At 74.0% G+C, this 26,366-nt stretch carries 23 protein-coding genes; 16 read left to right on the forward strand and 7 right to left on the reverse strand.

From position 1 onward, the window contains the following. Nucleotides 1-7: 7 nt before the first annotated feature. The 7 genes from ACS5RC_RS14425 to ACS5RC_RS14455 form a co-directional block, all read right to left on the reverse strand. The gene (locus ACS5RC_RS14425) at nucleotides 8-460 is read right to left on the reverse strand and encodes a hypothetical protein (protein ID WP_478344562.1); all 453 of its coding nucleotides are present in this window, start codon (nucleotides 458-460) and stop codon (nucleotides 8-10) included. Between the two features lies 1 nt (nucleotide 461). Continuing rightward, the gene (locus ACS5RC_RS14430) at nucleotides 462-980 is read right to left on the reverse strand and encodes a TspO/MBR family protein (protein WP_478344563.1); all 519 of its coding nucleotides are present in this window, start codon (nucleotides 978-980) and stop codon (nucleotides 462-464) included. Next, nucleotides 977-2,281 (reverse strand): geranylgeranyl diphosphate reductase, encoded by a 1,305-nt coding sequence (locus ACS5RC_RS14435; RefSeq protein WP_478344564.1) that lies wholly within the window; start codon nucleotides 2,279-2,281, stop codon nucleotides 977-979. Before ACS5RC_RS14435 ends, ACS5RC_RS14430 begins: the two co-directional genes overlap by 4 nt. Continuing rightward, nucleotides 2,278-3,669 carry a BCD family MFS transporter gene (locus ACS5RC_RS14440; RefSeq protein ID WP_478344565.1) on the reverse strand — a complete coding sequence of 464 codons (1,392 nt, stop codon included), beginning with the start codon at nucleotides 3,667-3,669 and terminating at the stop codon, nucleotides 2,278-2,280. Before ACS5RC_RS14440 ends, ACS5RC_RS14435 begins: the two co-directional genes overlap by 4 nt. Continuing rightward, complete coding sequence (chlG, locus tag ACS5RC_RS14445) at nucleotides 3,669-4,565, reverse strand: chlorophyll synthase ChlG (RefSeq protein ID WP_478344566.1); 897 nt, start codon at nucleotides 4,563-4,565, stop codon at nucleotides 3,669-3,671. Before chlG ends, ACS5RC_RS14440 begins: the two co-directional genes overlap by 1 nt. A gap of 255 nt (nucleotides 4,566-4,820) precedes the next feature. Then, nucleotides 4,821-6,251 carry a transcriptional regulator PpsR gene (gene ppsR / locus ACS5RC_RS14450; RefSeq protein ID WP_478344567.1) on the reverse strand — a complete coding sequence of 477 codons (1,431 nt, stop codon included), beginning with the start codon at nucleotides 6,249-6,251 and terminating at the stop codon, nucleotides 4,821-4,823. A 33-nt stretch (nucleotides 6,252-6,284) separates the two neighbouring features. Next, nucleotides 6,285-7,238 carry a cobalamin B12-binding domain-containing protein gene (locus tag ACS5RC_RS14455; protein ID WP_478344568.1) on the reverse strand — a complete coding sequence of 318 codons (954 nt, stop codon included), beginning with the start codon at nucleotides 7,236-7,238 and terminating at the stop codon, nucleotides 6,285-6,287. 446 nt (nucleotides 7,239-7,684) lie between these two features. Between ACS5RC_RS14455 and bchF the strand changes: the two genes are divergently transcribed. From bchF to ACS5RC_RS14535, 16 genes are all read left to right on the forward strand, one after another. Further along, nucleotides 7,685-8,191 (forward strand): 2-vinyl bacteriochlorophyllide hydratase, encoded by a 507-nt coding sequence (gene bchF, locus ACS5RC_RS14460; protein WP_478344569.1) that lies wholly within the window; start codon nucleotides 7,685-7,687, stop codon nucleotides 8,189-8,191. Nucleotides 8,192-8,211: 20 nt separating this feature from the next. Next, nucleotides 8,212-9,480, forward strand: coding sequence for a ferredoxin:protochlorophyllide reductase (ATP-dependent) subunit N (locus tag ACS5RC_RS14465; protein ID WP_478344747.1), 1,269 nt, complete (start codon nucleotides 8,212-8,214; stop codon nucleotides 9,478-9,480). Between the two features lie 4 nt (nucleotides 9,481-9,484). After that, the gene (bchB, locus tag ACS5RC_RS14470) at nucleotides 9,485-11,128 is read left to right on the forward strand and encodes a ferredoxin:protochlorophyllide reductase (ATP-dependent) subunit B (protein WP_478344570.1); all 1,644 of its coding nucleotides are present in this window, start codon (nucleotides 9,485-9,487) and stop codon (nucleotides 11,126-11,128) included. After that, nucleotides 11,103-14,846 carry a magnesium chelatase subunit H gene (locus ACS5RC_RS14475; RefSeq protein WP_478344571.1) on the forward strand — a complete coding sequence of 1,248 codons (3,744 nt, stop codon included), beginning with the start codon at nucleotides 11,103-11,105 and terminating at the stop codon, nucleotides 14,844-14,846. Before bchB ends, ACS5RC_RS14475 begins: the two co-directional genes overlap by 26 nt. Next, nucleotides 14,843-15,733: a ferredoxin:protochlorophyllide reductase (ATP-dependent) iron-sulfur ATP-binding protein gene (gene bchL / locus ACS5RC_RS14480; RefSeq protein WP_478344572.1), complete on the forward strand. Its 891-nt coding sequence runs from the start codon at nucleotides 14,843-14,845 to the stop codon at nucleotides 15,731-15,733. Before ACS5RC_RS14475 ends, bchL begins: the two co-directional genes overlap by 4 nt. Further along, entirely contained in the window at nucleotides 15,733-16,473 is a 741-nt protein-coding gene (gene bchM / locus ACS5RC_RS14485) for a magnesium protoporphyrin IX methyltransferase (RefSeq protein WP_478344573.1), read from the forward strand. The genes bchL and bchM overlap by 1 nt, the downstream gene beginning before the upstream one ends. Then, nucleotides 16,470-17,909 carry a BCD family MFS transporter gene (locus tag ACS5RC_RS14490; protein WP_478344574.1) on the forward strand — a complete coding sequence of 480 codons (1,440 nt, stop codon included), beginning with the start codon at nucleotides 16,470-16,472 and terminating at the stop codon, nucleotides 17,907-17,909. Before bchM ends, ACS5RC_RS14490 begins: the two co-directional genes overlap by 4 nt. A gap of 28 nt (nucleotides 17,910-17,937) precedes the next feature. Next, the gene (gene puhA, locus ACS5RC_RS14495; RefSeq protein ID WP_478344748.1) at nucleotides 17,938-18,708 is read left to right on the forward strand and encodes a photosynthetic reaction center subunit H; all 771 of its coding nucleotides are present in this window, start codon (nucleotides 17,938-17,940) and stop codon (nucleotides 18,706-18,708) included. Further along, on the forward strand, nucleotides 18,705-19,361 hold the full coding sequence (puhB, locus tag ACS5RC_RS14500) for a photosynthetic complex putative assembly protein PuhB (protein WP_478344575.1): 657 nt from the start codon (nucleotides 18,705-18,707) through the stop codon (nucleotides 19,359-19,361). The genes puhA and puhB overlap by 4 nt, the downstream gene beginning before the upstream one ends. 22 nt (nucleotides 19,362-19,383) lie before the next feature. After that, complete coding sequence (gene puhC / locus ACS5RC_RS14505) at nucleotides 19,384-19,842, forward strand: photosynthetic complex assembly protein PuhC (RefSeq protein ID WP_478344576.1); 459 nt, start codon at nucleotides 19,384-19,386, stop codon at nucleotides 19,840-19,842. After that, complete coding sequence (locus tag ACS5RC_RS14510) at nucleotides 19,842-20,138, forward strand: hypothetical protein (protein ID WP_478344749.1); 297 nt, start codon at nucleotides 19,842-19,844, stop codon at nucleotides 20,136-20,138. The genes puhC and ACS5RC_RS14510 overlap by 1 nt, the downstream gene beginning before the upstream one ends. Next, the gene (acsF, locus tag ACS5RC_RS14515; RefSeq protein WP_478344577.1) at nucleotides 20,135-21,238 is read left to right on the forward strand and encodes a magnesium-protoporphyrin IX monomethyl ester (oxidative) cyclase; all 1,104 of its coding nucleotides are present in this window, start codon (nucleotides 20,135-20,137) and stop codon (nucleotides 21,236-21,238) included. The genes ACS5RC_RS14510 and acsF overlap by 4 nt, the downstream gene beginning before the upstream one ends. A gap of 1 nt (nucleotide 21,239) precedes the next feature. Next, complete coding sequence (puhE, locus tag ACS5RC_RS14520) at nucleotides 21,240-22,022, forward strand: putative photosynthetic complex assembly protein PuhE (RefSeq protein ID WP_478344578.1); 783 nt, start codon at nucleotides 21,240-21,242, stop codon at nucleotides 22,020-22,022. Nucleotides 22,023-22,148: 126 nt separating this feature from the next. After that, on the forward strand, nucleotides 22,149-23,366 hold the full coding sequence (gene hemA, locus ACS5RC_RS14525; protein WP_478344579.1) for a 5-aminolevulinate synthase: 1,218 nt from the start codon (nucleotides 22,149-22,151) through the stop codon (nucleotides 23,364-23,366). A 203-nt stretch (nucleotides 23,367-23,569) separates the two neighbouring features. Further along, the gene (gene bchI / locus ACS5RC_RS14530) at nucleotides 23,570-24,580 is read left to right on the forward strand and encodes a magnesium chelatase ATPase subunit I (protein WP_478344750.1); all 1,011 of its coding nucleotides are present in this window, start codon (nucleotides 23,570-23,572) and stop codon (nucleotides 24,578-24,580) included. Beyond that, complete coding sequence (locus ACS5RC_RS14535) at nucleotides 24,577-26,361, forward strand: magnesium chelatase subunit D (RefSeq protein ID WP_478344580.1); 1,785 nt, start codon at nucleotides 24,577-24,579, stop codon at nucleotides 26,359-26,361. Before bchI ends, ACS5RC_RS14535 begins: the two co-directional genes overlap by 4 nt. Nucleotides 26,362-26,366: the final 5 nt, after the last annotated feature.

The raw sequence follows: 26,366 nt of genomic DNA on the forward strand, positions 1-26,366 counted from the left end.
CTCCTCATCAACGTTGGGGACGCAGCGGCACGACGGTGTCGGATTCCGTGCGGGCGGGCAACGCGGCCGATTCCCGGGTTGTTGCGACGGGTTCCCTGCGGCGAAGCGCCTCCGCCCGCGGAACGGCGCGCGGGGGGGCGGAGCCGCGGGATCGGGCGGGGACGGAGCGGGCCTCGGCCCGTGCCGCGGCCCGGTTGGCGGCGAGGTGCGCAGCGAGCGAGCCCGTGAGCGCCGCCGCGATCCAGGGCCAGGGCGCGGCGACGAGGGCCGCGCGCAGGGCCAGCATCAGGCAGGCGCCCGCCCCGAGATTGGCGAGCGGCGCCAGGACCGGGCGGCCGGCGCGGCGGCGGCGCGTCGCCACGAGGCCCGCCTCGGCCGCCATGAGGACGAGGATGGCGTCGACGATGCGGCCCGAGGCGAAGAGCGGGGCGAAGACGGCGTCGAGGGGCGGCACCGCCATCTCACGGCTCCGCCGGCTCGGCGCGCCCGCGCGCGAGATCGGGGTTCAGGTGCAGGATGCGCAGGTTCAGGAACGCCGCGGTGCCGACCCAGGCGAGGTAGGGCAGGGTGAGGAGCGCGGCCGTCGCGGAGACCCGGGCGAGGACGGCGACGAGGAGCGCCACGGAGAGCCAGAGCAGGACGATCTCGGCGAGCGCCCAGTCGGGCCGCCGCATCCGGAAGAAGATCACGCTCCAGGCGATGTTGAGCCCGGCGTTGAGGGCGAAGGCCCAGAGCAGGATGGCGCGGGCGGCCGGGCTCGGATCGGCGCTCCAGGCGAGCACCCCCGCGACGGCGGTGAGGCTGAAGATCAGGGCCCAGATCGGCCCGAAGGCCCAGTCCGGCGGCTTCCAGGCCGGCACGCGCAGGCGCCGGTACCAGCCGTCGGTGCGCGTCGCGAGGCCGCCCGCCACCGCCACGAGGACGGCCGCGCCCGCGGCGATCACCGCTGGCAGGAGGCTCGGGGCGATGACGGGGCTCACGGCGAGACCCAGCGGAACAGGTGCGCGAGGTCCTTGAAGAAGATCCGCACGTGGGCGACGGGCTTCTTCCGGACCAGCTCCTTGTTCATGTAGGCGTCCCAGGTGAGCTGCTGCACGTCGCGGTCGCGGCAGATCGCGACGAAGCGCTCGCGCAGCGGGTCGTTGCGGTACCAGACCCCCTGCATCAGCCGGAGGATCCAGAACACCCGCCCGTGCAGCCGCATGAAGCGGGACCGCGCCCGGGCGAGCGCCTTCGCCTGCCCGGTCGCCAGGAAGGCCAGCGCCGCCTCGGCTGCGAGCTCGCCCCCGAGCATGGCGTAGTAGATGCCCTCGCCCGAGGCCGGGGCGACGAGGCCGGCGGCGTCGCCCGTCAGCAGCACGTCGCGGCCGTTGTCCCAGCGCTTCAGGGGCTTGAGGGGCAGGGGCGCCCCCTCCCGCCGCAGGGTCTCGGCCCGGTCGAGGCCGGAATCGGCGCGCAGGGTCCGGATCGCGCCGCGCAGGGAGAAGCCCTTGCGGGCGCTCCCGGTGCCGATGCTCACGGTGTCGCCGTGCGGGAAGACCCAGGCGTAGAAATCGGGCGAGAGCCGCCCCTGATAGTAGACGTCGCAGCGCGTGGCCTCGTAATCCGCGCTCGCCTCCGGGCGGCGCACGATCTCGTGGTAGGCGAAGACCTGCCGCATGGCGGCGTGGCCCGGGATCTCGGCCCGGCCGACCGCGGAGCTCGCCCCGTCGGCGCCGATCACCAGCCGGGCCCGCACCCGGACCTCGCCCGCGCGCCCCGCCTCCGCGGGCTCCTCCGCCGTCTCCCCGGGCACCTCTCTGGCCGCCCCCTTGGGGACGTAGTGCACGGTGGCGAGGCCCGAGCCGTCGCGGGTGATGCGGGTGAACAGCCCGTCGCGCCGCACGGCGCCGGCCTGGCCCGCGCGCTCCCGCAGCCAGGGATCGAAATGCTCGCGGTCGACCATGCCGACGAAGCCCTCGCCCACCGGCATGTCGACGGCGCGCGCGCTCGGGGCGATCATCCGGGCCGCGCGGATGCGGGCGACGAGGAGGTGGTCGGGGACCGCGAAGTCGCGGATCAGGCGGGGCGGGATCGCGCCGCCGCAGGGCTTGATCCGGCCGGCCCGGTCGAGGAGCAGCACGCGGGTTCCGGCCCGGGCGAGGGCGGTCGCCGCGGTGGCGCCCGCCGGCCCGCCGCCCACCACCACCACGTCGAACTCCGCATCCGCGACGGCGTCGTCGACGGGGGCGGGACCGCGCGCGGCGGTCGGATGGCTCTCGGGGGCGGCGGGACCGGTCATGGCGACCTCGCTTCGAGTCCGGGGCTGAGATGGAACCGCGCCGCCCGCACCAGGGGGTTGCCGGAGGCGGCGACAGGCGAGAGGCGGGCGGCGAGGATCGCCGCGCCGACGAACAGGACCGCCTCGGCGGCGAACACCGCCGCATAGGCATGGAGCGGGTCGGGGGTGAACAGGCGCGCCGCGTCGACCGCGAGCGTGCCGAGCACGCCCCCCGCCCCGAAGGCGACGCCCTGGGCCGCACCCCAGACGCCCATGCGGGTGCCGCGCGTCTCCGCGCCGCCCGCGCCCGCCAGCGCCATCATCGAGCCGATCGCCGAGACCGCGTAGACCCCGTTCGAGACCCCGAGGGCGAAGACCGCGGCGCGCAGGGGGAAGTCGGGGCCCATCGGCCCGCCCGCCGCGATGGCCGCGAGCGCCAGCGCCGAGCCGAGGCAGCCCACCACCGTCCAGAGGCGCAGGGAGCCGAGCACCGGGCCGCCGATCCCCGCCGTGATCCCGGCGACCGCCAGCATCCCGGCGAGCACGCCCCCGTGCTGCAGCCCGGCGAGCTTCGTGGTCGCCCCCGGGCTCATGGCGAAGACGAGGCCCGCATAGGGCTCGAGGATGAGTTCCTGGGCGCTGTAGGCCAGCATCGAGACCAGGATGAAGACGGTGAAGCGCCGGGCGGTCGGGTCGGCCAGCACCTCGGCCAGCACCGCGCGGAACGGCGCCTTGCGCTCCCGGGGGGCCTCTCCGGCCGCGCCGGCGGGGGCCTCGATCCCCGCCACCGCGAGGCAGGCCACCGCGAAGGCCGCGAGGGAGACGACGCCCGAGACCGCGACGAGGCGCGGGCCCGAGAACGGATCGAGGAAATGGCCGGCCAGCGGCGCGGTGATCGCGAAGCCCGCGATCATCATCACCCAGACGATGGTGGCGGCGGCCCCGCGCCGCTCCGGGGCGACCCCGCCCGCGAGCAGGACGAGGAGCGAGGTGCCGGCGGCGCCGACCCCGATGCCCACCGCCAGGAAGGCGAGGGCGGCCAGCGCGAGGCCCGCGACGAGATGCGTCTCGGCGAGGGCGGTGCCCAGCGCCGCGCCGGCCCCGCCGAGGCAGAGCGCGGCCATGCCGCCGACGATCCAGGGCGTGCGCCGCCCGTGCCGGTCCGAGCCGTAGCCCCAGCGCGGACGCAGCACCTGCACGGCGTAGTGCAGCCCGACGAGGAGCCCCGGCACCAGGGCGGGCAGGGCGAGTTCCACCACCATCACGCGGTTGAGCGTCGAGGTCATCAGCACGACGACGGCGCCGAGCGCCGTCTGGACGAGGCCGAGGCGGGCGATCTGCGCCCAGCAGAATCCGGAAGACCGGAATCCGGAGGACCGGGAGCCGGTGGATCCGGGCTGGGCCGCCATCACGCGCCTCCCGCGACGAGCGCGCCCACGAGGGGGCGCAGGGCGAAGGCCGCGACCAGCATGCCGATCACGTAGAGGGTGGTGCCGGTGCCGTTGTACCAGGCGGCCCGCGCCCGCGGATCCTTCAGGAAATGCGCCATCAGGGCGAACTGGCCGGCGAGCAGCAGGGCGACGATCCCGGCATGCCAGGGCCGGCCCCAGGCGGCGAGCAGGGCGATCACCACGACCTGCGGCACGGCCATCACCAGGCAGGCGAGGCGGGCGGCGGCCTCCTGGCCGAGCTGGACGGGCAGGGAGGCGAGGCCCATGCGGCGATCGCCCTCGACCGACTTGAAGTCGTTCAGCGTCATGATCCCGTGCGCACCCACCGAGTAGAGCAGGGCGAGGAGGAGGACCCGCGCGTCGGGCAGGGCGGCCGCCATCACGGCGGCGCCGGTGAACCAGGGCAGGCCCTCGTAGCAGAGCCCCACCGCCGCGTTGCCCCACCAGCCGTTGCGCTTCAGCCGGACGGGCGGGGCGGAGTAGATCCAGGCCAGCACCAGCCCGATGATCGCCGCGCCGAGGATCCAGGGCCCGAGCATCGCGGCGACCGCGAGCGAGAGCGCGGTCCAGCCCGCCGCGAGGTAGAGGCCCCAGCGCCCCGGGATGCGGCCGGAGGGGATCGGCCGGTCCGGCTCGTTGATGGCATCGACATGCCGGTCGAACCAGTCGTTGGCGGCCTGGCTGGTGGCGCAGACCAGGGGACCGGCGAGCAGCACGCCCGCGGCGATCACCGGCCACTGCCCGGAGGCCGGGTGACCGGAGGAGACCACGCCGCAGGCGAAAGCCCACATCGGCGCGAACCATGTGATCGGCTTGAGGAGCTCGACGACTGCGCTCGGTGCGGGCGTTGCCATGCACCGAGGCTAGGTTTTGACGGCCCGAAGTGTCAACTCAAATTTACACGCGGGACGCGGAATCGGTCTGTCCGCGGCAAGACGCGCGCCGACCGCGGCGCACCAATACTGCGCTGCACAGCAATACGGATGTATTCCGAATTCAGATCTTGGGCAGACCTGTCCGCGGCGGCCTCGGCGACGGCCGCGCCCGGCTACCGTTTCGGCGCGGCGGCCGGGCGGAACAATCCCCGCTTTCCTCAGGCAGAGCCCGGATCAGACCTCGTCCACGACCCCGTCGAGATCGCCGATCCCGTAGCGGCGCATCTTGGCATAGAGGCCCTGGCGGCTGAGGCCGAGCATGTCGGCGGCCGAGGCGCGATTGTCGCGGGTGATGCGCAGGGCCGCCTCGATGCAGAGCTTCTCGATCAGGTCCGTGGTCTCGCGCACCAGGGTCTTCATCGAGACCCGGCCGACGAGCTCGGTCATCTGCTCGACCGAGCGGGGCAGGGCGGCACCGGCGGAGGGCGCGGCGCGGCGCCCGCCGGCCCGGATCGAGAAGCCGAGGCAGGGCTGGCCGGGCACCGCGACGGCGGCGACCTCGACATCCTCGACCGAGCCGTACTGGCCGCGCAGCACGGTGGCGAAGCGGCGCACGCTGCGATGGTCCTGCAGGGTGTCGAACAGGGCCCGCGCCTCCGTCGCGTCGTGGCCGAGCCAGCGCTCCAGCCCCTGCCCGCGGGCCTGCTCCTCGGTGGCGAGCTGGGCCAGCTCGAGGAAGGCGGTGTTGGCGGTGAGCACCCGCCGCCCGAGATCGGTGACGACGAAGCCCTCGGGCATCGCCCGGACCACGTCGAGGGCGTAGGTGGCCAGGGGCGGCCCGTCGTCCCGCTCGGGCGCCGGGACCGACAGGCGCAGGAGCACGCTGGTGGCGGTCTCGCCCCGGAACAGGGAGGCCGAGACGGTGGTGGCGCCGCGGCCCTGCGCCAATCGGGCGGCCAGCTCCGGCGCCTCGCCGGTGACCCGCAGCGTGGTGAACAGAATCTCGAGATCGCGCGCGCTGCCGGGCTCGAACAGGTCGATCACGTCCTGGCCGGAGATCCGCTTCTGGGCGCGGCCGAGGAGGCGGACGGCGGCCGGGTTGATCTCGCTGACCCGCCGGGTGCCCGCATCCACGATGAGGACGGGCTCGCCCGAGAGCTGGAACAGCAGGCGGTAGCGGGTCTCGGCGGCGCGCAGGCGGTCGTAATCGCGCTCGAGCGCCTGCTGCGCCTCGGTCAGCCGGCGCTGGAGCGCGGCCACCGCGCGCATGTCCTGGCCGATCAGCAGGACCGGCCCGTCGGCCTTCGGCCGCAGCGCCGCGTAGCGCACCGGCAGGTCGGCGCCCTCGGGGCTCGGATGGTTGACCTGCCGCCAGCGGGTGAGGCCGCTGGCCTTGGCCTCGCGCAGAAGCGCCTGGACCTTGGGCCGACTCTCGACCGTCACGGTGTCGAGCACCGGCTGGCCGCGCCAGGCCTGCAGCCGGCCGGAATCGAGATCGCCGCTGCCGCTCGCCGCGTCGCGGATCACCCCGTCCGTGTCGATCACGAGGGAGAGGTCGGTCGCCGCGGCGATGACGAGCCCGGCCGCCTCGCCGTCGAGGAAGCTGGCCGCGTACGGCAGGGCCGGTTGCGGCGCGTGCGGGGCGGGGCGCGCAAGGGAGTTCAACGGTCACCACTTCTGATAGGTCGCGGGGTCCTTTCAGCAGGCCCGGGCTCGCAATTCAAGCAAGCCCTCTGCGATTTCCGGGGCTGCGCGGCCGTCGAGGACGCAGGCATCGGCCCCGACCCGCTCGGCCTGTTCCGGGTGGCGGGCGAAAAAGGCACCCCCCACGAGGATTCGCAATCCTTGGTTGTAAGAGGCTTGACGCAGGCTGGCGATCAGCGCGGCGAGCTCCGGCAGGTGCACATCGCACGCAAGAGACAGGCCGACCACGTCGAACCATGTGGCCGAGACGGCCTCGGCCCCGACGACCATTCCCGGGGCGGCGACGTCCCAGCCCGCCTCGCGGAAGAAGCTCGCCACCACCGAGAGGCCGAAGAGATGGGTCTCGCCGGGGCCGGGCACGAGCAGGACGCTGCGCCCGGAACAGGATTCCGAGACCTCGAGCTCCGCGCAGAGCATGCGGGCGATGATCTGGATCCGGCCGAGCCCCTGCGTCACCGCCAGGAAGTCGCACTCGTCCTCCTCCCAGAGCGTGCCGAGATGGCGGGCGGCGGGCGCGAGCAGGTCGACGAGCAGGCTCCCGAGCGGCAATCCGTCGGCGAGCAGGGCGCGCACCTGCGGGCGGAGATCCTCGCGGCCGTCGGCGGGGGCGGGGGCGAGGAGCATCGCGGCGAAGCGGGCGATCTCCTCGGGGGCCGGCCGGCGCAGGACGGGCAGCCGGGTCGGCGGCGGCGGGTCGCGCTCCAGCGCCGCGCAATGGGCGAGCATCAGCCGCGGCAGGATCTCGCCCTCGACGATCCGCGCCAGCGCCTCGGGGCAGTCGAAGGCGGGGTGCGGGCTCCCGCTGGATCCCGCCCCGCCCCGCGGCCTGAGGCCCGCGCCGAGTTCCGCGAGTGCGGCGGCCCCGAACTCGGCCGGGGTTTCCAGCAGGGCGCAATCGGGCGGAAACGCACAGCTCGAGGGTCTGCGGATGTGCCTCCAGTCACCCATCGGCGCTCTCCCTGTGCGCGACCGGCTCGGCGCTTGGCGCGGGACGTCTCGCGTGTCGGCCTCGGATCGTTCGAGCGCCGGTCTGTGCCGGCCTGCTGCCTGATTCTCTGGAGGCGCGCGCCGGGGACGCGCGTCTCTGAAGCCCGCGGACGGGGCGCCGGGACTGCGGCCGAGGCCGCGCCCCTGTGGTGGGATCGTCCGGTCCGTGCCCGAACGCTGCGGGCGCGGATCACGGCTCGAATCCGCGAAACGGTGTGACGATAAACCTCCGGCTGCGCTTGGCAATGGTCGAGACCAAACAAATTCGTGACACCTCCGACGAACACTGTCAGTTGGCATTGACGTAAAGCTGGATTGACACTTGGCGGGGGGCCGGCCTAGGCTTCGTGACAGACGGGGCTCCGCCCAGCGGTGCCCGGCTCAAGAAGCGGACGAGGGCGGACGCGATGGCTTCAGGCCGACCCACAGCACCGCTCTACACGCGGGCCGAGCGCCTCCGGCGCGACGCCACGCCCTGGACCCTGGTGCAGGGCGTGCTCGCGCCGGTGCAGTTCGCCGCCTTCCTGATCAGCCTCGGCCTCGTGCTGCGCACCCTCGCCACCGGCGAGGGCTTCGCCGCCGCCAACGCCTCCGTGGTGATCAAGACGGGGCTGCTCTACGCCATCATGATCACCGGCTCGATCTGGGAGAAGGCGGTGTTCGGGCGCTACCTGTTCGCCCCGGCCTTCTTCTGGGAGGACGTGGTGAGCATGCTGGTGCTGGCGCTGCACACCGCCTACCTCGCAGCGCTCGCCAGCGGCGCCCTCGAGCCCCGCGCCCTCCTCCTCCTCGCGCTGTCGGCCTACGCCACCTACGCGGTGAATGCCGGGCAGTTCGTGCTGAAGCTGCGCGCGGCGCGCCTGCAGGCGAGCGCCCGGGACGACCGGGCCGGCTTCGCCGGAGCCGCCTCGTGAACGCCCGCGTCGACCTTCCCGTGCCGGCCGCCATCGCCGTGGCCGCGCCCGGCGGCTGCGCCGACATCCGCCAGGAGACCGGGCAGCGCGCGGTGTTCTGCGGGCTCACCGGCATCGTCTGGCTCCACCGCAAGATCCAGGACGCGTTCTTCCTCGTGGTCGGCTCGCGCACCTGCGCGCACCTGATCCAGTCGGCCGCGGGCGTGATGATCTTCGCCGAGCCGCGCTTCGCCACCGCGATCCTCGACGAGCGCGACCTCGCGGGCCTCGCCGACGCCAACGAGGAACTCGACAAGGCCGTCGAGCGGCTGGTCGCGCGACGCCCCGACATCCGCCTGCTGTTCCTCGTGGGCTCCTGCCCGTCCGAGGTGATCAAGCTCGACCTCTCCCGCGCGGCGATGCGGCTCTCGGCCAAGCTCGCCGGGGTGCGGGTGCTGAACTACTCGGGCAGCGGCATCGAGACCACCTTCACGCAAGGGGAGGATGCCTGCCTCGCCGCCCTGGTGCCGGGCCTGCCGCCGGCCGCCGACCCGGGCGCCGAGCTGCTCGTGGTCGGCGCGCTCGCCGACGTGGTCGAGGATCAGTTCGCCCGGCTCTTCGCCGAACTCGGCATCCCGGTCCGCTTCCTGCCGGCCCGCCGCGCCGGGCAGATGCCGCCGGTCGGGCGCGGCACCCCCTACCTGCTGGCCCAGCCCTTCCTCGCCGACACGGCTCGGGCGCTGGAGGAGCGCGGCGCCCGGCGTCTGGCCGCCCCGTTCCCGCTCGGCGCCGAGGGCACCACGGCCTGGCTCCGGGCCGCGGCCGAGGCCTTCGGCGTCGCGCCCGCGCGCTTCGAGGCCGTCACCGCGCCGGGCCTGCGCCGCGCGAACCAGGCGCTCGCCGCCCATCGCGACAGGCTCGCGGGGAAGCGGATCTTCCTGTTCCCCGATTCGCAGCTCGAGGTGCCGCTCGCCCGCTTCCTCGCCCGCGAGCTCGGCGCGGCGCTCGTCGAGGTCGGCACGCCCTACCTGCATCGCGGCCACCTCGCCGAGGAGCTGGCGCTGCTGCCCGCCGGCACCCGGGTGACCGAAGGCCAGAGCCTCGACGACCAGATGGACCGCTGCCGCGCGGCGCGGCCCGACCTCACGGTCTGCGGCCTCGGCCTCGCCAACCCGCTGGAGGCGGAGGGGCTCTCGACCAAGTGGTCGATCGAGCTGCTGTTCACCCCGGTCCAGGGCTACGAGCAGGCGGGCGACCTCGCCGAGCTGTTCGCGCGGCCGCTGCTGCGCCGCGTCCGGCTGGAGGTCTGAGGCCATGCAGCTCACCGTCTGGACCTACGAGGGACCGCCCCATATCGGCGCGCTGCGGGTGGCCTCCGCGATGCGGGGCCTGCACTACGTGCTGCACGCCCCCCAGGGCGACACCTACGCCGATCTCCTGTTCACCATGATCGAGCGGCGCGACACCCGCCCGCCCATCACCTACACCACCTTCCGGGCCCAGGATCTCGGCCGCGACACCGCGCAGATCTTCAAGGACGTGGTGGAAGCGGCCTACGCGCGCTTCCGGCCCCAGGCCATGATCGTCGGCGCCTCCTGCACGGCGGAGCTGATCCAGGACGATCCGGGCGGCCTCGCCAAGGCCCTCGCCCTGCCGATCCCGGTGATCCCGCTGGAGCTGCCGGCCTACCAGAAGAAGGAGAACTGGGGCGCCTCGGAAACCCTCTACCGGCTGGTGCGGGCGCTGGCCGGCCAGCCCCGGGACGGCGCGGCGGAGCGCAAGCCCGGCCGCCGCCCCCTCTGCAACCTGCTCGGGCCGACGGCGCTCGGCTTCCGCCACCGCGACGACCTCGTGGAGGTGGAGCGGATCCTGGCCCAGCTCGGCATCGACGTGAACGTGACGGCGCCGCTCGGCGCCACGCCGGCCGATCTGGGGCGGCTGCGCGACGCTGACTTCAACGTGGTGCTCTATCCCGAGATCGCGCGCGCGGCGGCGCAGTACCTCGAGAAGACCTTCCGGCAGCCCTTCATCGACATCGTGCCGATCGGCGTCGGAGCCACCACCCGCTTCATCGAGGCGGTGGCGGCGCTGGCCGGGGTCGATCCGGCGCCGGCTTTGGCCGGCACGCCCTCGCGGCTGCCCTGGTACGCGCGCTCGGTCGATTCGACCTACCTCACGGGCAAGCGCGTCTTCGTGTTCGGCGACGCCACCCACGCGCTGGCGATCGCCCGGGTCGCCGCCCAGGAACTCGGCTTCCGGGTGGTCGGGCTCGGCAGCTACGACCGCAGCTTCGCCCGCGAGATCCGGGCCGAGGCGGCTCTGCACGGCATCGAGGCCACGCTCAGCGACGACTACCTCGACGTCGAGGCGGCGATCCAGGCGGCCCAGCCCGAGCTGGTGCTCGGCACCCAGATGGAGCGTCACGTCGCCAAGCGGCTGGGCCTGCCCTGCGCGGTGATCTCGGCGCCCGTCCACGTGCAGGATTTCCCCGCCCGCCACTCGCCGCAGATGGGGTTCGAGGGCGCCAACGTCCTGTTCGACACCCTGGTCCACCCCCTGATGATGGGGCTGGAGGAGCACCTCCTCGGCATGTTCCGCGAGGACGGCGAGTTCCACGACGGCGCCGCCCCCTCGCACCTGCCCCGCCACGGCGGCGCGGCGCCCGAGGCCGTCACGGAAGCGGCCGAGCCGATCCGGGTCGCCGAGCCGATCCGGGTCGCAGAGCCGATCCGGGTCGCAGAGCCGGCAAGGGCCGCCCCCGCGTCCGATCTCGCCACCCTCGAGGCTCCCACCCTCGTCGCTCCCTGGGCCCCCGAGGCCGAGAAGGAGCTGAGGAAGATCCCGTTCTTCGTCCGCGGAAAGGCCCGCGCCAACACCGAACGTTTCGCCCGCGAGCGCCGGCTGCCGCTCATCACGCTCGAGACCCTCTACGATGCCAAAGCGCATTTCGGCCGATAGGCCCGACATCCGCGTCGTCATCGTCACGCTCGACAATCACTTGGCGAGCGCGGTGGAGCGGGCGCGCCTGAGCCTGCGGGCGGAGATGCCGGGGCTCGAACTCGGCTTCCACGCCGCCGCCGAGTGGGAGAACGATCCCGCGAGCCTCGCCCGCGCGGAGGCCGACGTGGCGCGGGCCGACATCGTGCTCTGCGCCATGCTGTTCCTCGACGAGCATGTCCGCGCCATCCTGCCGGCGCTGAAGGCCCGGCGCGAGGCCTGCGACGCGATGGTGGGCTGCCTCTCGGCCGGCGAGGTCGTGCGCACGACGAAGCTCGGCCGCTTCGACATGAGCGGCAACAAGCGCAGCGCGCTGGACTTCCTCAAGCGCCTGCGCGGCAAGCCGGGCGGGGAGGGCAACGCCGCCCGCCAGATGGCTCTGGTGCGCAAGCTCCCCAAGATCCTGCGCTTCATCCCGGGCTCGGCCCAGGACGTGCGGTCCTACTTCCTCACCCTGCAATACTGGCTCGCGGGCTCGGACGCGAACGTCTCGTCCCTGGTGCGCTTCCTGGTGCAGCGCTACGCGGCGGGGCCCCGCGCCGGCTGGCGCAGCCTGCCGGCCGCTCCCGCGCCGGTGGAGTATCCCGATACCGGGCTCTACCACCCGCGGCTCGCGGGCCGCGTCACCGAGGATCCCGCCCGGCTGCCGCGATGCCAGGGCATACCGGGCGTCGCCCGCGGCCGGGTCGGCCTGCTGCTGATGCGCTCCTACGTGCTGGCCGGCAACACCGCCCATTACGACGGGGTGATCGCGGCGCTGGAGGCCCGCGGCCTCGACGTGGTGCCGGCCTTCGCCAGCGGCCTCGACAACCGCCCGGCGGTGGACGCCTTCTTCAGTCGTGAGGGCGGCGCCGATCAGCGCAAGGCCACCATCGACGCGCTGGTCTCGCTCACCGGCTTCTCCCTGGTCGGCGGCCCGGCCTACAACGACGCGGCCGCCGCCGAGGCGATGCTGGCGCGCCTCGACGTGCCCTACCTCGCCGCCCAGGCCCTGGAGTTCCAGACGATCGAGCAGTGGGAGGCGGGCGACCGCGGCCTCTCGCCGGTGGAGGCCACCATGATGGTGGCGATCCCCGAACTCGACGGCGCCACCGCCCCGATGGTGTTCGGCGGGCGCTCCTCGGCCTCCGGCACCGACAATGCCCGCGACATGCGCGCCCATCCCGAGCGGGTCGCGCGGCTGGCCGAGCGCGTCGCCAAGCTGGTGGCGCTGCGGGCCACCCCGAAGCGCGAGCGCCGGGTCGGGATCGTGCTGTTCAACTTCCCGCCGAACGCGGGCTCCACCGGCACCGCGGCCTTCCTCTCGGTCTACGCCTCGCTCCTCAACACCCTGCGGGCGCTCGCCGCCGACGGCTACGCGGTCGAGGTGCCCGAAAGCGTCGATGCGCTGCGGGACAAGATCCTCGGCGGCAACGCCGCGCGCCACGGCACCCACGCCAACGTCCACGCCCGCGTCGCGGCCGAGGACCATGTCCGGCGCGAGCCACACCTCGCCGAGATCGAGGCGCAATGGGGCCCGGCGCCGGGGCGCCACCAGAGCAACGGCGCGGATCTCCTCGTGCTCGGCGTCGGCTTCGGCAACGTCTTCGTCGGGGTCCAGCCCGCCTTCGGCTACGAGGGCGACCCGATGCGGCTGCTGTTCGAGCGCGGCTTCGCGCCGACCCACGCCTTCTCGGCCTTCTACCGCTGGCTGCGCGAGGATTTCGCCGCGGACGCGCTGCTGCATTTCGGCACGCACGGCGCCCTCGAATTCATGCCCGGCAAGCAGACCGGGCTGTCGGCCGCCTGCTGGCCCGAGCGCCTGATCGGCGCCACGCCCAACGTCTATCTCTACGCCGCCAACAACCCCTCGGAGGGGACGCTGGCCAAGCGCCGCTCCGCCGCGACGCTGGTGAGCTACCTGACGCCGAGCCTCGCCGCCGCCGGGCTCTATCGCGGCCTGATCGACCTCAAGGGCTCGCTGGAGCGCTGGCGGGCGCTGCCCCCGGAGGACGCCCACGAGCGCATTCGGCTGGCCGGCCTGATCCAGGTCCAGGGCGCCGCCCTCGACCTCGTGGCGGCCGAGCCCGCCTGGACGAGCGACCCGGCCCCGGTCACGGCGCTCTGGGAGGCCGTGACCGAGCTGGAGCAGACCCTGATCCCGCACGGCCTGCACGTGGTCGGCGAGGGCGTGCCGGAGGCCGAGCGCGTCGATCTCCTCGGGGCGCTCGCCGAGGCCTCGCACGGGCTGCGGCCCGAGCGGGCGGGGCTGGAGCGCCTGGCCGCGGGGGCGAGCCCGGATTCGGCGCTCGCGGTCGCCGGCCTCGGCAGCGCCGAGGAGACCCGGGCGGCCTTCGCGGAGCTCGCCGCCACCAACCGCCTGCTCTCCGAATCCGCCGAGCTTCCCGCGCTGCTGCGGGCGCTCGACGGCCGCTTCATCGCGCCCGTCGCCGGCGGCGACCTGCTGCGCAACCCCGCGATCCTGCCCACCGGCCGCAACCTGCACGGCTTCGACCCCTACCGCCTGCCCTCCGCCTTCGCGGTGGCGGACGGCGCGGCGCAGGTCGCCCGGATCCTCGCCCGCCACGCGGCGGAGGGGCGCCCGCTCCCCGAGAGCGTGGCGCTGGTTCTGTGGGGCACCGACAACCTCAAGAGCGAGGGCGGCCCGATCGCCCAGGCGCTGGCGCTGATCGGCGCCGAGCCGCGCTTCGACGGCTACGGTCGGCTCGCGGGCGCCGCCCTGATCCCGCTGGAGCGGCTCGGGCGCCCGCGCATCGACGCGGTCGTCACCCTGTCGGGCATCTTCCGCGACCTGCTGCCGCTCCAGACCAAGCTGCTCGCCGAGGCGAGCTTCCTCGCCGCCACCGCCGACGAGCCGGAGGCGGACAACTTCGTGCGCAAGCACGCGCTCGCCATCCAGGCCGAGCAGGGCTGCGACCTCGAGACCGCGGCGCTCCGGGTGTTCTCGAACGCGGAGGGGGCCTACGGCGCCAATCTCGGCCACCTCGTCGAGTCGGGCCGCTGGGACGACGAATCCGAGCTGACCGAGACCTTCTCGCGGCGCAAATCCTTCGCCTACGGCCGCACCGGCCGCCCGGCGCCGCAGCGCGCCCTGATGCAGGCCGTGCTCGCCCGCGTCGACCTCGCCTACCAGAACCTCGATTCCGTCGAGGTCGGGGTGACGAGCGTCGACCACTATTTCGACGGGCTCGGCGGCATGGGCCGCGCCGTGGCCAAGGCCAAGGGCCAGGCCGTGCCGATCTACATCAGCGACCAGACCCGGGGGGAGGGGCGTGTCCGCTCCCTGGAGGAGCAGGTGGCGCTCGAGACCCGCACCCGGATGCTCAACCCGAAATGGTACGAGGGCCTTCTCGGCCACGGCTACGAGGGCGTGCGCCAGATCGAGGCCCACCTGACCAACACGGTCGGCTGGTCGGCCACCGCCAACGCGGTCCAGCCCTGGATCTACGAGCGCATCACCGAGACCTTCGTGCTCGACCCGGCCATGCGGGCGCGCATGGCCGACCTCAACCCCACCGCTTCGGCCAAGGTCGCGAGCCGCCTGATCGAGGCGCACCGCCGCGGCTTCTGGACCCCCGACGCCGCCACCCGCGACGCGCTCGCGCGTGCCGAGGAGGAGCTGGAGGACCGGCTCGAGGGCGTGACACCGCTGAGCGTGACACCTGGAGTGGCCGCATGAACATCGCGATCCGGAACCCGATCCCGCGCCGGGAGGAGGGCAGCCTCCAGGTGGCCCTCGACCCCGACCTCAAGATCGAGACCGCCAAGGTCTTCGCCGTCTACGGCAAGGGCGGCATCGGCAAGTCGACCACCTCCTCGAACCTGTCGGTGGCCTTCTCCAAGCTCGGCAAGCGGGTGCTGCAGATCGGCTGCGACCCCAAGCACGATTCGACCTTCACCCTGACGAAGCGCCTCGCCCCGACGGTGATCGATGCCCTCGAGGCGGTGCAGTTCCACTCCGAGGAGCTGCGCGTCGAGGATTTCGTGGTCGAGGGCTACAACGGCGTGCGCTGCGTCGAGGCCGGCGGTCCGCCCGCCGGCACCGGCTGCGGCGGCTACGTGGTCGGCCAGACGGTGAAGCTCCTCAAGGAGCACCACCTCTTGGAGGACACCGACGTGGTGGTGTTCGACGTGCTGGGCGACGTCGTCTGCGGCGGCTTCGCCTCGCCGCTCCAGCACGCCGACCGGGCGCTCATCGTCACGGCCAACGACTTCGACTCGATCTTCGCCATGAACCGGATCGTCGCGGCGATCCACGCCAAGGCCAAGAACTACGACGTGCGGCTGGGCGGCGTCATCGCCAACCGCTCGGCCAAGACCGACGAGATCGACCGCTTCAACGACGCGGTCGGCCTGAAGCGCCTCGCCCACTTCCCCGACCTCGACATCGTGCGGCGCTCGCGCCTGAAGAAGTCGACCCTGTTCGAGATGGAGCGCTCGCCGGAGCTCGACGCGGTCACCGCCGAGTACATGCGCCTCGCCGAGACGCTCTGGGCCGGCGCGCCGGCCCTCGACGCGGTGCCGATGAAGGACCGCGACCTGTTCGAGTTCCTGGGGTTCGACTGATGGCCGGCATCACCCAAGGCGCCCTGCAAGGCTCCCTGCAAGGCACCACCTACGAGGCCCGGCGGGGCGAGCTGACCACCTATTTCGACCGCACCGCGGTCGAGGCGTGGTCGCGCCTCACCTCCGACGCGCCCGTCAGCCGCATCCGCGCCACCGTGCGGGCGGGCCGCGACGCCATGCGGGGCACGCTGCTCGCGTGGCTGCCCGACGACCTCACCGGGATGCGCCTGCTCGATGCCGGCTGCGGCACCGGCGCCCTCAGCGTCGAGGCGGCGCGCCGCGGCGCCGAGGTGGTGGCCATCGACGTCTCGCCGACGCTGGTGGGCCTCGCCCGCGAGCGCCTGCCCGCGATCCCGGGCGCCGGCCGCATCGATTTCCGCGTCGGCGACATGCTGGACCCGGGCCTCGGGCGCTTCGACCACGTGGTGGCGATGGATTCGCTGATCCATTACGGGGCCGCCGACATCGTGCGGGCGCTCGCCGCCCTGGGGGAGCGGACCTCGGGCTCGGTGCTGTTCACGGTGGCGCCGCGCACCGCCCTGCTCACCCTGATGCACACGGCCGGCAAGCTGTTCCCGCGCGCCGACCGGGCGCCCGCCATCGTGCCGGTCACCGAGGGGACCCTGCGCCGCCGCATCGCGCGCGAGCCCGCCCTCGCCGGCTTCGCGGTTGCGCGGACGCGGCGGATCAACAGCGGCTTCTACCTCTCGAACGCCATCGCGCTGGGCCGGACGCGATGAGCGCCGGCCAGACCCTCACCCGCGCCCTGATGCGCCTCGGCCCCGCGATCCTGCCCTTCGCGGACGCGGCGACGCCGGAGCTGCCGCTCGGGCGCCTGCTGCGGCTCGCCTTGTTCCAAGTCACCGTCGGGATGGCCGCGGTGCTGCTGATCGGCACGCTCAACCGGGTGATGATCGTCGAGCTCAGCGTACCGGCCTGGATCGTGGCGGCGATGCTCGCCCTGCCGCTGGTCTTCGCGCCGCTCCGCGCCCTGGTCGGCTTCCGCTCGGACACGCACCGCTCGGTGCTGGGCTGGCGGCGGGTGCCCTACATCTGGTTCGGCACGCTGCTGCAGTTCGGCGGGCTCGCGATCATGCCCTTCGCCCTGCTGATCCTGTCGGGCGACACCACCGGCCCGCTCTGGGCCGGGCACGTGGCGGCGGCGCTCGCCTTCCTCCTCGTCGGCGCCGGCCTGCACGCGGTGCAGACGGTGGGCCTCGCGCTGGCCACCGATCTCGCCCCGGCCCATGCGCGGCCGAAGGTGGTGGCGCTGCTCTGCGCGGCGCTGCTCGCCGGCATGATGGGCAGCGCGCTGCTGTTCGGGCTGGCGCTGGCGCAGTTCTCCCCCGTCCGGCTGATCCAGGTGATCCAGGGCGCGGCGCTCCTCACCCTCGTCCTCAACGGCATCGCCCTGTGGAAGCAGGAGCCGCGCGATCCCGGCCGCGCCGCGGCGCCGCGGGGCCCGGGCTTCGCCGAATCCTGGCGCGGCTACGCGGGCCGCGGCCGCGCGCGGCGGCGCCTGGTGGCGATCGGGCTCGGCACCGCGGGCTTCTCGATGCAGGACATCCTGCTCGAGCCCTACGGCGGCGAGATCCTGCACCTCTCGGTCGGGGCGACCACGGCGCTCACCGCCATGCTGGCGGCGGGCGGCGGGCTCGGCCTCGTCCTGGCGGCGCGCTGGCTCAACCGCGGCGGCGACCCGTTCCGGGTGGCGGGGGCGGGCACCGTGATCGGCATCCTGGCCTTCTCGGCGGTCGTCTTCGCGAGCCCCCTCGATTCCGTCCGCCTCTTCGCCGTCGGCGTCACGCTGATCGGGCTCGGCGGCGGCCTGTTCGCCCACGGCACGCTCACGGCCTCGATGGCCAAGGCCGGCCCGGAGGATACCGGCCTCGCGCTGGGCGCCTGGGGCGCGGTGCAGGCCACCGCCGCCGGCCTCGCCATCGCGGCGAGCGGCGTGGTGCGCGATCTCGGCGCCGCGATCGCCCAGTCGGGCGCGCTCGGCGAGGGCATGAACGAGCCCGCGATCGGCTACCTCATCGTCTACCACATCGAGATCGCGCTGCTCTTCGCCGCCCTCGTGGCGATCGGGCCGCTGGTCCGCGAGCGGAGCCCGCGTGCGCGCCACGCCGACACCCGCGAGGCGGCGCCCCGCCGCCTCGCGCCCCGAACCACCTGAGCCAGGGAGGACCCTCATGCCGAACGGCCTGCCATCCGGAGCATTGACCGGCTACGTCGACGTCGCCCAGGTCGTGCTCTACACCTTCTGGTTGTTTTTTGCCGGGCTGGTCTTCTACCTGCGCCGCGAGGACCGCCGCGAGGGCTATCCCCTGGAGAACGAGTCGGTCGGCCGCCTCAAGGCGCCGGACCCGATCCTGATCCCGACCCCGAAGGCTTTCCGCCTCTCGAGCGGGCACACGATGTACGCGCCCCAGACCAACGTCGCGGTCGACGGCGCGGTGCCGAGCCGCAAGCTCGAGCCCTGGCCGGGCGCCCCCTACGAGCGCACCGAGACCTCGCTGCGGTCCGGCGTGGGCCCCGGCTCCTGGGTGCAGCGCCACGACGAGCACGACCGCACCTGGGACGGCCAGTACCGCATCGTCCCCCTGCGCGTCGCCGACACCTTCGTGGTGCACGAGGACGGCCCGAACCCGATCGGCCTCACCGTGGTGGGCGCCGACCGCAAGGCGGCGGGCGTGGTGGTCGATCTCTGGGTCGACCGGGGCGAATCGTTCGTGCGCTACTACGAGGTCGAGCTGATGGACGGCAGCCGCCGGCTGATGCCCGTCACCTTCTGCCGCACCCCGCTCTTCGGCCGGCAGGTGACCACGGAAGCGCTCCTCGCCGCCCAGTTCGCCGAGATCCCGACGACGAAGGACCCGGATTCCGTGACGCTGCTCGAGGAGGAGCGGATCATGGCCTGCTTCGGCGCCGGAACCCTCTATGCCAGCCCCGAGCGCGCGGAGCCGCTGCTGTGAGCGAGTCCGATTTCCTCCCCGAGGGCACCCTGCGCGGTCTGCCCGGTCCGCTGCCGAAGGGCGAGCGCATCCTCTGGCAGGGCGCGCCGACGACGGCCGGCGTGTGGCTCCACGTCTTCCACGTCCGCCTCGTGGCGGCGTGGTTCGTCGGCGCGGGCCTGATGGCCGCGCTGGTCTCCGGCCGGCCGGCGCTGGCCGTGCTCACGCCGACCCTGGCGATCCTGGGCGCCGCCGTCGCGCTGCTCTGGGTCCTGGCCTGGCTCTGCCACCGCACCACGGTCTACACCCTCACCAACCGCCGGCTGGTGCTGCATATCGGCATCGCCCTGCCCATCACCCTGAACCTGCCCTTCGCCAAGATCGAGACCGCGGCGCTGCGGCGCTTCCGCGACGGCAGCGGCGACCTGCCGATCCGGCTACAGGCCGGGGTGCGCGTCGCGTATCTCCAGCTCTGGCCGCACGGAAGGCCCTGGCATTTCTCGCGGCCCGAGCCCATGCTGCGCGCCGTGCCGGATGCGGGCGCGGTGGCCGAGTGCCTCGCGCAGGCGCTGCGGCTTTATCGGGAGGACGGGCCGGAAGACGCCCGCCTGCCGGTGATCGTGACGCGGCCCGACCGGGTGGAGAACCCGGGACGGCTCGTGGCGGCGGAATAGGGGGAGGGGGACGATGGCCAGCATGTCCGAACCCGCGCGCGGACCGGGACCGGGGCTCGCCCTGATCGGGGCCGGCGCGCTCGTCGGCTTCACCATGCTGGCCGTGCTGATCGGGCGCGGGGGCGCCGGCATCAGCCTGCCGCCCGCCCAGCCCGTGGCCGAGATCGACTTCCGGGCCGAGGACCAGGTCGACGGCTCGATCGTGCTGCGGGACGCCGGCAGCCGCCGGGTGGTGGGCACGATCCGCCCCGGCGAGGACGGCTTCGTGCGCGGCACCCTGCGGGGCCTCGCCCAGGCCCGCCACCGCGAGGGGCTCGGGCCCGAGCGGCCCTTCCGCCTCACCCGATTCGACGATGGGCGCCTCGCGCTGAGCGACGACGCCACCGGGCGCCGCGTCACGCTGGAGGCCTTCGGCCCGACCAATGCCGCGGCCTTCGCCCGGTTCCTGCCCGAGACGCCCAGCAGCGCGGAGGTCCGATGATGGCGTGGCTCTCCAGAACCGTCGTCGAGGTGCCCTGCACCGTCGAGATCGAGCAGACTCCCGAGAGCCTGCACGCCCACGTGACCCTGGATGCGGGCTTCGAGATCGAGCCCGGCGACGCGGTGCAGGTGCACGACGCGCCGGCCCTGCCGCCCTACGGCGAGCGCATCAGCGTGCGCCGCCGCGCCACCGTGACCCGCGCCTCGCGGCTCGAGCGGGCCTGGACCAAGCTGATCGCCCATCTCGAGCTGACCGAGCTCTACGAGGTGAGCTTTTCCGAGAGGAGGACGCTGTGAACCTGCATGTGACGCCGAACGCGAGCCTCCAGCCGGCCAAGCTCCCGGCCACCAAGCTCCCGCTGAACGAATCCACCAAGGCCGCGCAGGAGACGACCTTCCTGTCGCCCCGCTTCTACACCACGGATTTCGAGGAGCTCGACCGCACCGACGTCGAGCCGGTCCGCGCCCAGTGGGACGTGCTGATCGCCGAGCTGCGCTCCGACCCGAACAAGCGCCACTTCGTGCGCAACGACGAGTTCGACTGCGACCTGTCGCACCTGGAGCCGGAACTCCGCAAGGAGTTCATGGACTTCCTCGTCTCCTCGATCACCGCCGAATTCTCGGGCTGCGTGCTCTATGCCGAGATGCGCAAGCGCGCCAAGAACAAGGACATCCGCGAGCTGTTCGGCCTCATGAGCCGCGACGAGGCGCGGCATGCCGGCTTCATCAACGACACGCTGAAGGATTTCGGCATCGGCGTGGACCTGGGCTTCCTCACCAAGGCCAAGAAGTACACCTTCTTCCGGCCGAAGTTCATCTTCTACGCCACCTACCTCTCCGAGAAGATCGGCTACGCCCGCTACATCACGATCTTCCGGGAGCTGGAGCGCCACCCCGAGCGGCGCATCCACCCGATCTTCAAGTGGTTCGAGAAGTGGTGCAACGACGAGTTCCGCCACGGCGAGGCCTTCGCGCTGCTGATGCGCGCCAACCCGAAGCTGACGAGCGGCACCAACGTCCTGTGGATCCGCTTCTTCCTGCTCGCGGTCTTCGCCACGATGTACGTGCGCGACCATCACCGGCCGGCCTTCCACGCGGCGCTCGGCGTCGACCCTTCGGATTACGACTTCACGGTCTTCCGCATCACCTCGGAGATCTCGAAGCAGACCTTCCCGATCACCCTCGACATCGAGAACCCGAAGTTCCGCGCCGGGCTGGAGCGGCTGCTCGCCTGCTCCCGCGGGATCGCGGCGGCCAAGGCGCGGGGCGGGATCGGCGGCAAGCTCGCCCAGGGCTTCCACGGCATCCGCGCGGGGCTCGCCTTCGCGCGGCTCTACCTGCTGCCGGTGCAGAGCCACGCCATGCCCGCCGACATCCGCCTGCAGCCGGTCTGGTAGCATGGTCGAGCTCGCCGCCCCGGCCCTCGTCGCGGCTCTGCTCTGGTGGTCCTCCACCGGGCTGATCCTGGTGCTCGACCATCTGCCCCGGCGCACCCATGCCTGGAGCATGGCGGGCGCCACCCTGGTGCTGGCACTGGCCCTCTGGGCGATCGCGGCGAGCGCCCGGGAGACCAGCGTCGCCGCCGCCTATACGGGCTTCGCGGCCGCGCTCGCGGTCTGGGGCTGGCAGGAGATCAGCTACTACATGGGCTTCGTCTCGGGCCCGCGGCCGCAGGCCTGCCCGCCCGCGCTCCGCGGCTTCGGCCGCTTCCGCGCGGCGCTCGCCACCAGCCTCTGGCACGAATGCGCGATCCTGATCGGCGGCGCGGCGATCCTCGGCCTGGTCTGGGGCCAGCCGAACCGCGTCGCGCTCTGGACCTACGGGGTGCTGGTGCTGATGAACCTCTCGGCCCGGCTCAACCTCTTCCTCGGGGTGCGCAACCTGCACGCCGAGTTCCTGCCCGACCATCTCGGCTACCTCGCGGGCTACCTGACCCGCAAGCCGATGAACCCCCTGTTCCCGCTCTCGGTGATCCTCGGCACCGCCGCCGCGCTCCTGCTCGGGCGCGCCGCCGCCACGGACGGCGCGCTCGCCCACGAGGTCGTCGCCTGGAGCCTGCTCGCCACCCTGATGGCGCTCGCCACCCTGGAGCACTGGTTCCTGATGCTGCCGCTGCCGTCGGCCGCCCTCTGGCGCTGGAGCCTGCCCGCCGGCCCGAAGCTGAGGCCCAGGCAAGATTGAGTCCCGGAACGACCGAGGCGTCGGCAAGACCGAAGCTCCAGAAAGACTGAAGCACCGGGAAGACCGAGGTCCCGAACCCGGGACCGCGCGATCGAGACCACGATCAACACGAGGGGAGTGGAGCCGATGGACTACGAAGCCTTCTTCGGCAGCGAGATCGCCGGGCTCCACCGCGAGGGCCGCTACCGGGTCTTCACCGATCTGGAGCGCCGCGCGGGCGACTTCCCGCACGCCACCCATCACCATGCCGGCGGCACCCGGCCCGTCACGGTCTGGTGCTCGAACGACTATCTCGGCATGGGCCAGCACCCGGCGGTGCTGGAGGCCATGCACGGCGCGCTCGAGCGCTGCGGCGCGGGCGCGGGCGGCACCCGCAACATCTCGGGCACCAACCACGACCACGTGCTGCTCGAGCGCGAGCTCGCCGACCTGCACGGCAAGGAATCCGCGCTGCTCTTCACCTCGGGCTACGTCTCGAACTGGGCCGCCCTCGGCACCCTGGCCGGCCGGCTGCCGGATTGTGCCGTGTTCTCGGACGCCGAGAACCACGCCTCGATGATCGAGGGCATCCGCGCGAGCCGGGCCGAGCGCCACATCTTCCGCCACAACGACCCGGAGGACCTCGACCGCAAGCTCGCGCTGGTCGATCCCGCGCGGCCCAAGCTCGTGGCCTTCGAATCGGTCTACTCGATGGACGGCGACATCGCGCCGATCGACGAGATCTGCGACGTGGCCGAGGCGCACGGGGCGCTCACCTATCTGGACGAGGTCCACGCGGTCGGCCTCTACGGGGCGCGGGGCGGCGGCATCTCGGAGCGCGACGGCGTCGTCCACCGCCTCGACGTGATCGAGGGCACGCTCGGCAAGGCCTTCGGGGTGCATGGCGGCTACATCACCGGCTCCGCGCCGCTCTGCGACTTCGTGCGCAGCTTCGCCTCGGGCTTCATCTTCACCACCTCGCTGCCGCCGGCCGTGGCGGCGGGCGCGGCGGCCAGCATCCGCCACCTCAAGGCCAGCAGCGTCGAGCGCGCCCGCCATCAGGACCGCGTCGCCCGCACCCGCGCGGCCCTGCTCTCGGCCGGCATCCCGGTGCTGCCCAACCACAGCCACATCGTGCCGGTGATGGTCTGCGATCCCGTGCTCTGCAAGGCGATCTCCGACACCCTGCTCGACGAGTTCGGCATCTACGTGCAGCCGATCAACTACCCCACCGTGCCCCGCGGCACCGAGCGCCTGCGCGTCACCCCGTCGCCGCTGCACACCGACGCGGACATCGCCCACTTGGTCGACGCCCTCGCCACGATCTGGGGCCGGATGGGCGTGGCCCGGAAGGCGGCGGAGTAGGACGCCCGCTCCCCCGTCAGGGGGAGGGGCCGCCCGGCGCCGTCGTGCGCATCGGACCTGCAAGGAAGCTCATGGACAGCGCGGCCGTTCGACAGAGGGAGCCGGAGGACATCGAACCCGACCCCGCCCCGCGCCGCCGGGAGACCCGCGCCGCGCCCGGTCCCACCGTGTTCCCCTTCTCGGCCATCGTCGGCCAGGACGAGATGCGCCAAGCCCTGCTGATCGCGGCCGTCGATCCGACGATCGGCGGCGTGCTGGTCTTCGGCGACCGCGGCACCGGCAAGTCCACGGCGATCCGGGCGCTCGCCGCCCTGCTGCCGCCGATGCGGGCGGTGGCGGGCTGCCCCTATGCCTGCGATCCCGACGCGCCGGCCGAGTCCTGCCCGCATTGCACAGGGAAGGGCGCGGGCAAGGAGACCGGCAAGGAGGCCGGCAAGGCCGCGCGCAGCAAGGCCCGGACCGTGCCGGTCCCGGTGGTGGACCTGCCGCTGGGCGCCACCGAGGACCGGGTGGTCGGCGCCCTGGATCTCGAGCGGGCGCTGGCGCGGGGCGAGAAGGCGTTCGAGCCGGGGCTGCTGGCACGGGCCAACCGCGGCTTCCTCTACGTGGACGAGGTCAACCTGCTGGAGGACCACATCGTCGACCTCCTGCTCGACGTCGCGGCGTCCGGCGTCAACACGGTGGAGCGCGAGGGCCTGTCGCTGCGCCATCCGGCCCGCTTCGTCCTGGTGGGCTCCGGCAACCCGGAGGAGGGCGAGCTGCGCCCGCAGCTCCTCGACCGCTTCGGCCTCGCCTGCGAGGTCGGCACGCCGCAGGACATCCCGACCCGCATCGCCGTGGTGCGTGCCCGCGACGCCTACGAGCGCGATCCCGCGGGCTTCTGCGCGGCCCATGCGGGGGCCGAGGCCGCGACCCGGGCGCGGATCCTGGCCGCGCGCGCGCGTCTCCCCGGGATCGCGGTGCCGGACGCGGCCTTGGAGCAGGCCGCCCGGCTCTGCCTCGCCCTCGGCACCGACGGCTTGCGCGGCGAGCTCACCCTGATGCGCACCGCCCGGGCGCTCGCCGCCCTCGACGGGGCGGACAGCGTCGGCGACGACCAGATCCGCCGCATCGCGCCGAGTTGCCTGCGTCACAGGCTCCGCCGCAACCCCCTCGACGAATCGGGCTCCGGCGCCCGGGTGGCGCGGGCGGTGGCGGAGGTGTTCGGCGCGTGACGGGGAGCGGCGCGCCCGCGCGGGACGGCCCGGACCCGGCCTGGACCGCGGCGCTGCGCGTCGCGACGCTCCTGGCCGCCGATCCGCACGGGCTCGGCGGCGTCGTGGTGCGGGCCGGCTCCGGACCCGTGCGCGAGCGCTGGCTCGCGGCCCTGCGGACGGCGCTCGGCCCCCGGCCCTGGCGCCGCATGCCGCCCGGCATCGCCGACGACCGGATGCTCGGCGGCCTCGACCTCACCGCGACGCTCGCTGCCGGACGGCCGGTCACGGCGCGCGGCCTCCTCGCCGAGGCCGACGGCGGCATCGTCGTGGTGCCGATGGCCGAGCGCCTGCCCGCCGCCGCCGCCGCGCGCCTCGCGGGCGCCCTCGACACCGGAATCCTCGCGCTGGAACGCGAAGGCCTCGCCGCACGCCTGCCCGCGCGGTTCGGCCTCGTCCTCCTCGACGAGGGCGAGGGGGAGGAGGCGGTGCCCGAGGCGCTGGCCGACCGCCTCGCCTTCCGCCTCGACCTCGGGGGCATCAGGCCCGGGGCGATCCTGGACACCGCGTCGGGGCCGGGCCCGCGACGCCCGCCCCCATCGGCGGGGGCGGACGGCCCGCCGTCCGAGCCGGACCCGATCGCGGCGCTTTGCACCGCGGCCGCGGCGCTCGGCATCCGCTCGCTGCGCGGGCCGCTGCTCGCCGCCCGCCTCGCCCGCCTCCTGATGGCGACGGAACCCGCGGAGGAGGCGGTGTCCGAGGCCGCCTGCCTCGTGCTCGCGCCGCGGGCCACGCGCCTGCCGCCGCAGGAGAGCCGGGAGGCGGACGACGCGGCCGAGGAGGCGGCCGAGGACGGGCCCGAGCCGGAGGCGGCGCCGGAGGATCCGGGCGCGGAGCCCGACCCGCGGCCGGAGACCGAGCCGGCACCGACGACCGCGCCCCTCGACGAGGTGGTGCTGGAAGCCGCCCGCGCCGCGCTGCCGCCCGATCTCCTCGCCCGGCTCGCGGCCGGCGAGCCGCCGCGCGGCGCCGGAGCAGCGGGCCGGTTCGGGCAGGCGGCGCGCGATCCCCGTACCGGCCGGCCGATCGGCGCGCGCCCGGGCGATCCGCGCCGGGGCCGGCTCGACCTGATCGCGACATTGCGGGCCGCCGCGCCCTGGCAGCGGCTGCGGCCGGCGACGGCGGGGAACCCGGCCCCGATCCGCATCAGGCCCGAGGATCTGCGCATCCGCCGGCTGGTGCGCGCGCCCGAGACCACCACGGTGTTCTGCGTGGACGCCTCGGGCTCGGCGGCGATGGAGCGGCTGGCCGAGGCCAAGGGCGCGGTCGAACTCCTGCTCGCCGACGCCTATATCCGCCGCGACCGGGTGGCCCTCGTGGCCTTCCGCGGGCGCGACGCGGTGCTGGCGCTGCCGCCGACGCGCTCCCTGGTGCGGGCCAAGCGCTGCCTCGCCGGATTGCCGGGCGGGGGCGGCACGCCGCTCGCCGCCGGCCTCGACGCCGCGGCCGCCGTCGCCGGGAGCGTGGGCCGGGGCGGAGGTCGGGCGGTGGTGGTCGTGCTCACGGACGGGCGCGCCAACGTGGCGCGCTCGGGGGAGGGCGGCCGGGCACGGGCCGGAGCCGAGGCCGAGGCCGCCGCGCGCGGCCTGCGGGCGCTCGGCGTCCCGGTCCTCGTGGTCGATACCGGCCTGCGCGGCGAGGGCGCCCGCGCGATCGCCGAGGCCGCGGGCGCGCGCTACTGCCCGCTGCCCTACGCGGATGCGGGCCGGGTGAGCGCGATGGTGCGGGCGGTGCAGGCGTGAGGACG

The sequence above is a fragment of the Methylobacterium sp. HJ2 genome (genome assembly GCF_056431005.1).